This is a genomic window from Streptacidiphilus carbonis (genome assembly GCF_000787775.1).
Taxonomy (GTDB): Bacteria; Actinomycetota; Actinomycetes; order Streptomycetales; family Streptomycetaceae; genus Streptacidiphilus; species Streptacidiphilus carbonis.
Window position 1 is genome coordinate 129,732 of record NZ_BBPM01000020.1, and the last position, 6,087, is coordinate 135,818.

Sequence of the window (6,087 nt, forward strand, 5' to 3'; positions counted from 1 at the left end):
TCGAGCCGGGTGTCGGCGCGCGAGGCTGCTGCGGGGCGGTCAGATCAGGAGCAGGGTCTTGCCCAGGGCGCTTCGGCTTTCGATCGCGGCGTGCGCGTCCGCGGCATGCTCCAGGGGATAGGTCTGTCCGATGACTGGCCGAACCCGGCCCGCTACCGCCTCTGCCATGATCTGGTCGGCCCACTGGTGCATCCGTTGCCGGAACACGTACGGCTGCTCGATTCCGATCACCTCGACTGCGCGCCGCTGCGCTTCCACCGGGTCGATCACTGTCAGTTGACCGCTGGCGGCGCCGTGCACGGAGAAGCGGGCATGGCGGGCTGTCACCTCGAACGCGGCCCGGCCGATCTCCCCGCCCACGCCGTCGAACACCACATCGACTCCGGTGCCGCCGGTCGCCTGGAGGACCTGCTCGGTCCAGTCCGGTGCGGAGTAGTCGACCGCGGCCTCGGCTCCCAGGCTGCGGATCAGGTCGAGCTTCCGGGCCCCGCGGGCCAGCCCGATGACCCTGGCGCCGGGTGCCTGCGCCAACTGCACCAGCAGGCTGCCGACTCCGCCGGCCGCCGCTTCGACCAGCACCCACTCCCCGGGACCGATCCGGGCCCCCTCGACCAGGCCCGTCGCGGTGCTGCCGTCCGAGTGGGCCTCAGGGACGCCGAGATCGCTGCGGCGACTGGCGACCGGCGTCGGGGGGTCAAGCGCGACTTCGACGGTGACGGCAACATCAAGCCCGATGCCATCGCTCGACACCTGCACGCCACGGGGCCACGGGGCACGAGATCGAGCTGCAGCTCGTGCTGGCCGGGGGGAGGCGGAAGGCAGTTGCCGGGGCCACCTGCGGGCTGGCTGTGCTGCTGGACAGGCGAGCGACGACCGACTCGAACGGGTGAACTTACGCCACGCGCGGACATGTCCAACTGTTACGGGGGAAGTGTTGCGATCACTTCGATTGTTGCGAATACTGCGAATAGGGGAATGGAGGTACCACCGCCATGGCATCCACCACACAGGGGCGGAAGATCGCCCCAGGAGCCGTAGACGCCGAGGAAGCCGCACGAGCGCTGCGCCGCATCAGGGACTACCTGGACCACACCACCCAGCCCGACGCGGACATAGAGATCCACTTTGAGACGGGAGACAAGGACGTCCTCGTACTCCCACGCCCAGTCGCCGACATGTTCGCATCCGTCCTGGCCACCCTCGCCAACGGTCAAGGCGTCCAGCTCATGCCCGTCAACGCCGAGCTCACCACCCAGCAGGCCGCAGACATGCTCAACGTCTCCCGGCCCTACTTGATCCGCCTGCTCGAAGCCAACGAGATCCCTCACCGACTCGTCGGCCGCCACCGCCGAATCCGCTTCGAGGACATCATGAACTACCTACGCGAAGACGACCGCAAACGCCAAGACGCAGCAGGCGAGCTCACCCAGCTTGACCAGGAGCTGGGGCTGGTCTGAGTCATGGCCTTCGTAGTCGTGTACGACGCGTGCGTGCTCTACCCGAACACCCTGCGTGACCTGCTTGTCCGGGTAGGCCAGCGGCGCCTCTTCCAGGCCAAGTGGACGGACCAGATCCTCGATGAAGTGGACACGGCCCTTGCCCGCATCCCACTGGACCCAGAGAAGATGGCCGCCAGGCGCAAACTCATGAACGCGGCAATCCGCGACTGCCTCGTCACCGGGTACGAGCCCATCATCGACGGGCTCGTACTCCCGGACCCAGACGACCGACACGTGCTCGCCGCCGCCATCAAGGCCGGCGCACAGGTCATCGTCACGTCGAACCTGAAGGACTTCCCCGCCGACGCGCTCGCCCAGTGGGGAATCGAGGCCAAGAGCCCCGACGACTTCGTGATGGACCTGCTCGGCATGGACGACCGGGTCGTCTACGCCTGCGCGGAAGCCATCGCGTCCAGCCGGCGGAATCCACCGGGAACCCTCGAAGACGTCCTTCTGCAGCTTGAGAAGTCCGGGCTGATCGAGTCCACCACCGCCCTGCGGTCTGGGCCGAGCACCGACTGAGTACACAGCGCCCGCCCTCCTCCGGGAGGGCGGGCGCCTCCATGCCAGCCGACTCTGGCTGCCTGGACCGCCCCGAACTCTGCGCAGACTGAGCGGCAGATTCGGATCAATTCACCAGCTTAAAGCGGGTCATTTTGCACTACGACTGGGCTTGATCGTTTTACATGACGCTCAACCGATCAGCGGTGTAGACCTGGTGCCACCCTGGGGGACCGTCGCCGCCTTATTGGCGGCCGGACTCCTCGGAGGTGTTGAGGATGTTGACGCCGCGGAACAGGGCCGAGGGGCAGCCGTGGGACACGGCCGCGACCTGGCCCGGCTGGGCCTTGCCGCAGTTGAACGCCCCTGCAAGCAGGTAGGTTTGGGGTCCTCCGACGGCCTCTAGGGAGCCCCAGAAGTCGGTGGTGGTGCCCTGGTAGGCCAGGTCCTTGACCTGGCCGGCCAGCTTCCCGGCCTTGATCCGGTATGCCCTCTGTTGGGTGAACTGGAAGTTCACCGACCGGCCTGCGGGGAAAGAGTCATGACCGGCGTTTTCGCAGGTCAGGGGGTATTTCACGACTAGACCACTCTCCCTGTTGATACCGGTACATACGGGACGGTACGGGTACCCGTGACGACCTGGTGCCGACCTTCGACGGGTAGTCTCCCAACGTGCGGAGGTCCCGCCAAGGCAGTATCCCCTGTGGTCGCCAGCTGTCGGCGAGATCCGATGCGAGCACCGCCTCCGTCCCCACCCCAGATGCGGGGGGACGGGCTCCTGAGTCTGTCCGCATCGCTTTGCTCAAGGTGGCGCGTGATCTGACCGCTGGATTGCGGGTCGCGACGGGCGGCGGGTCACGGCTCTCCATGGCGTTCCGCGGGCTCGTCGCTGCTGGCGTTTTCAGGCTGGGATCGTTCCTTCTGAATGAGCTGGCGGGCACGGTATCCGGGTGCTAGGTGTCCTACGCCCATGATCCTTGGGAGTACCGTGCCCGCACGGCATCTTCCCCCGGGCAGCGCCTTACCGCCTCGGGGCTTCGGAAAAGTTGCTGGTTGTCTGTCAATTGATCTATTTGATCGGGTTCGCTGCCTGCAGTTCTACCCGTTGTTCTTTCGAGGGCAGGGGGCGGCGGTCGCCGATGCGCTGCTCCTGGATGGAGTGTCCTCCAGGAATTGGTGCATGCTGCCGCTGTGCAGAATGCGCGGTCCAGCCGGTGGGTGGTTGCCGGATCCGAATATCCGGTGCACCGGGCAATTCGGGTGCCGTAGGGTCGGGCCAGCACGTGAGGAGCTGGCATGGCCAAGTCGCCAATGCGTCGTCCGTCGGCGGAGGAAAACCTCGCCGTCGAGCAGTACCCCCGTCTGAACGAGCGCTTCTACGCCTCCGACCCGCCGGGCTATTTCCAGGAGCGCTTGAATCTTCTGATGTTGTCGGCGGGAAAGAAAGCTGACCTCGACGCCCTGTTGGTCGACGGCGTTCACTTCGGCTCGCTGAGGGCCCATATCGACGTCTCCGCCGCGACGGAATTCGACGAGCAGGCCCATCAGGCATTCGTCTCTGCCGAGGCCGAGGTGTTGCTGCACCACGCGTCCGAGGCGCTGCTGCGGCTGTACTTCGCCCATGCGGACAACGCCCCCTGTCCGTGGCTGGAGTGCGCCAAGCTGACAAGCTTCGCGCAGTTCAAGGAGCAAGTGGTCCAGCTTCGCGACTCACGCACATCCCAGGAGCAGGTCGCCCGGGTGTTTCTCGGCGGAACACCTGCTGTTCCCGACGAGCAGTGGACGCGGAGTGCCGCGACGGTGGGCCGCTTCCTGCGGGTGGTGGCCGGCCGCGTCCTTGGCGATGCGCATCTCTACAACGCGGCCAAGCACGGGTTCGCGGTGCTCGCTAGACCGGTGGGGCTCTCGGTGACGAACGATGTCACGGGCAGCACCATCAGCGGCAGCGGCCAGGGCGTCAGTTTCCTGGAGAAGCAGGGCGGTGACGGCGGCCCGATGTGGCACACGACGACGCGATGGCTGAGCGCCGAGCAGACACTGCTGCTGGTCTCCCTGGTCATCGCACAGATGCGGAGCCTTTGGGACGTGGCCCGCCACCGCTACCTCGGGGCTGCCATCGAAGGTGTGCACGTCGTTTCAGCCGAGGCTCTGGATGCTGCGGTGGCGCCGGTGCCCGGGCACATCATCACCCGCATGAGCGCGTCGCTTGACTACTACTCGGTCCCGGAGAGTAAGCAGAACTCCTCTAGCGCCAGCCAATTAACAGGTGCGTAGATCTCCGTCGGCTCCGGCTGAGCATGCGCTCGGGGGTGCTGCCGGTAGGGTCAGGCGACGGCTTCGTGCCATTCCCGCAGGGCGCGTTCGGCGTCCAGTTCGGCTTGTCGGCGCCGCTCGCGTGCTTCGGCGGCTTTCGTCTCCAGGAGGGCAGGAGGTCTCCCAGCCTGGTCTCCAGGGGTGTGCGGGCGCTGGGCCGCCCCGTGCGAACCGGTGCCCTTGGCGATGCTGCCGACGTATCGGCCGGCGGGCAGGACCTGCTTGGCCGCGGTCCGGCCGCGCTCGGTCAGCCGCCAGGTCTGCAGAGCGGTCTCGGTATTGCCGTCCGAGGTGACCAGCCCGACCTCGCCCAAGTCGTGGAGCACGGCGCGGGCGAAATTGTTCTCCTACGCGTCCGGGTGCAGCAGCCGCCGCATCTGGGGCTGTTGACGACCTTGAGCACCCCCCAGGGCCAGCAGCAGCGTCGACAGCCGGTCCCGATGCGTCGGCGTCCGGCCGCCGGTTGATCAAACCCGGTGCGGCTGGCGCACGACTGGGACGACAATCAGCGCGACCGGTCCGCATCACAGAAAGGAGCGGCGGCGTGAACGAGCTCCGCTTCGAGGGCGCAGGGAAGTACATGGTCGACGTCCAAGCGGACAGCCTGTGGATCCACAAGGGCATGGGCGCCCACTGGCTGGAGGTCCAGCTGGCGGTGACCGCCCCCGAGGACTGGCCCGGCGGTCGGCTCCTGCTGGTGGAGGCCGACCTGTTCGCGCCGCTGAGCAACGGGCCCCGGGCCTTCCTGGGCGCGGAGCGGCTGTCGGCGGCGTTCGGCAACGGCCCGTTCGAGCGGCTGAACCTGCGGTTCCTGCTCACCGGCGCGCAGCTCCTGGCGCTCGAGGCGCAGCGCGTCGGCGACCTGGCCCTGGAGCTGGAGGTGCGCGGGTTCCTGCCCGGGATCCCCGACACCAAGGGCTTCGGATCCGGGCCCGGGTACCCGGGCACCACCCACGCGATCGAGTACATCTCTGTCGCGGAGAGCCGCTGGCGCTCCCAGCTCCAGGGCCTGGGGCGCTCGCTGGGCGTGGAGATGACGATCCCCTTCCCCCTGGGCGAGGGGCCCCAGCAGGTGGCTGCCGACGCTCTGCGCGAGGCGCAGCGCCGCCTGGGCGGCAACGACGTCGACGGCGCGATTCTGGAGGTGCGCCGCGCCCTGGAGGAGGTCGGCGACGCCAGCGGGTGGCCCTGGCCGGCCAACAGCAAGGCCAAGGACCAGTTGACTGCCGCAGAACGCTGGTCCAAGGTCCGCTCTGCTCTCGAGCACCAGGCCAGCGGCGCGCTGCACCGGGATTCCGGCACCAAGGGCTGCGCCTACAGCCGGACCGAGGCAGAGGTCCTGATTGCCCAGACCGCCGCGCTGCTGCGGCTGCTGCCGTAGACCGGGCTGCCTGTCCGACTTGTTCGCCGCGGCACCTGGGCCGGGGATAGCAGGTGTAGGTTGCTGACGGTCGTGAGCCGCTCCTATTGCCCCCGAGACCTGTTCCCCGACCGGCTGTCCTGGGATGCGACTTTTCGAGATGGATGGCATCTGATCACGATGATTGTCATCTCAGAGGCTGGGGTTCTCGGTGGCAGTGAGCCGGGACACGATGGTTGGAACCTGGCCACGCTTGTTGGAACCACTGGGTCTCAGCGTCGCCGTCGCAGGTTGGTTTTCCCAGGGGGCGCCCGTCGGCGGGTAAAGTCCGGGACCATGCCTTTTCCCGATGAGGTCGGTCAGGTCACAGTGGTCGAGTACCGGCCGGAGTGGCCGGGGGAGTTCGAGCAACTG

Annotated in this window: 6 protein-coding genes and 1 pseudogene; 4 read left to right on the top strand and 3 right to left on the bottom strand. The window is 67.5% G+C overall.

Annotated features, from left to right (window positions below):
• Positions 1 to 39 precede the first annotated feature (39 nt).
• Complete coding sequence (locus TR46_RS18130; protein WP_201776414.1) at positions 40 to 750, bottom strand: zinc-binding dehydrogenase; 711 nt, start codon at positions 748 to 750, stop codon at positions 40 to 42.
• A 242-nt stretch (positions 751 to 992) separates the two neighbouring features.
• On the opposite strand from TR46_RS18130, the gene TR46_RS18135 reads away from it, so the two are divergent.
• Together TR46_RS18135 and TR46_RS18140 are read left to right on the top strand one after the other, a co-directional pair.
• Positions 993 to 1,457 carry a helix-turn-helix domain-containing protein gene (locus TR46_RS18135; RefSeq protein ID WP_042401980.1) on the top strand — a complete coding sequence of 155 codons (465 nt, stop codon included), beginning with the start codon at positions 993 to 995 and terminating at the stop codon, positions 1,455 to 1,457.
• A 3-nt stretch (positions 1,458 to 1,460) separates the two neighbouring features.
• Positions 1,461 to 2,021, top strand: coding sequence for a PIN domain-containing protein (locus TR46_RS18140; protein ID WP_042401982.1), 561 nt, complete (start codon positions 1,461 to 1,463; stop codon positions 2,019 to 2,021).
• A gap of 223 nt (positions 2,022 to 2,244) precedes the next feature.
• Here the strand turns inward: TR46_RS18140 and TR46_RS18145 are convergent.
• Positions 2,245 to 2,514 (bottom strand): annotated as a pseudogene (locus TR46_RS18145) (metallopeptidase TldD-related protein); the annotation flags it as partial.
• Positions 2,515 to 3,296: 782 nt separating this feature from the next.
• Between TR46_RS18145 and TR46_RS18150 the strand changes: the two are divergent.
• Positions 3,297 to 4,274 (top strand): hypothetical protein, encoded by a 978-nt coding sequence (locus TR46_RS18150; protein WP_042401989.1) that lies wholly within the window; start codon positions 3,297 to 3,299, stop codon positions 4,272 to 4,274.
• 50 nt (positions 4,275 to 4,324) lie between these two features.
• Here TR46_RS18150 and TR46_RS18155 read toward each other — a convergent pair whose 3' ends face one another.
• Positions 4,325 to 4,639: a hypothetical protein gene (locus tag TR46_RS18155; protein WP_042401994.1), complete on the bottom strand. Its 315-nt coding sequence runs from the start codon at positions 4,637 to 4,639 to the stop codon at positions 4,325 to 4,327.
• 218 nt (positions 4,640 to 4,857) lie between these two features.
• On the opposite strand from TR46_RS18155, the gene TR46_RS18160 reads away from it, so the two are divergent.
• Positions 4,858 to 5,694: a hypothetical protein gene (locus tag TR46_RS18160; protein ID WP_042401997.1), complete on the top strand. Its 837-nt coding sequence runs from the start codon at positions 4,858 to 4,860 to the stop codon at positions 5,692 to 5,694.
• Positions 5,695 to 6,087 lie beyond the last annotated feature (393 nt).

Excerpts from the sequence above, each read along its gene's own strand:
- TR46_RS18135 (WP_042401980.1), top strand. The coding sequence starts at position 993 with ATGGCATCCACCACACAGGGGCGGAAGATCGCCCCAGGAGCCGTAGAC.
- TR46_RS18140 (WP_042401982.1), top strand. The coding sequence starts at position 1,461 with ATGGCCTTCGTAGTCGTGTACGACGCGTGCGTGCTCTACCCGAACACC.
- TR46_RS18150 (WP_042401989.1), top strand. The coding sequence starts at position 3,297 with ATGGCCAAGTCGCCAATGCGTCGTCCGTCGGCGGAGGAAAACCTCGCC.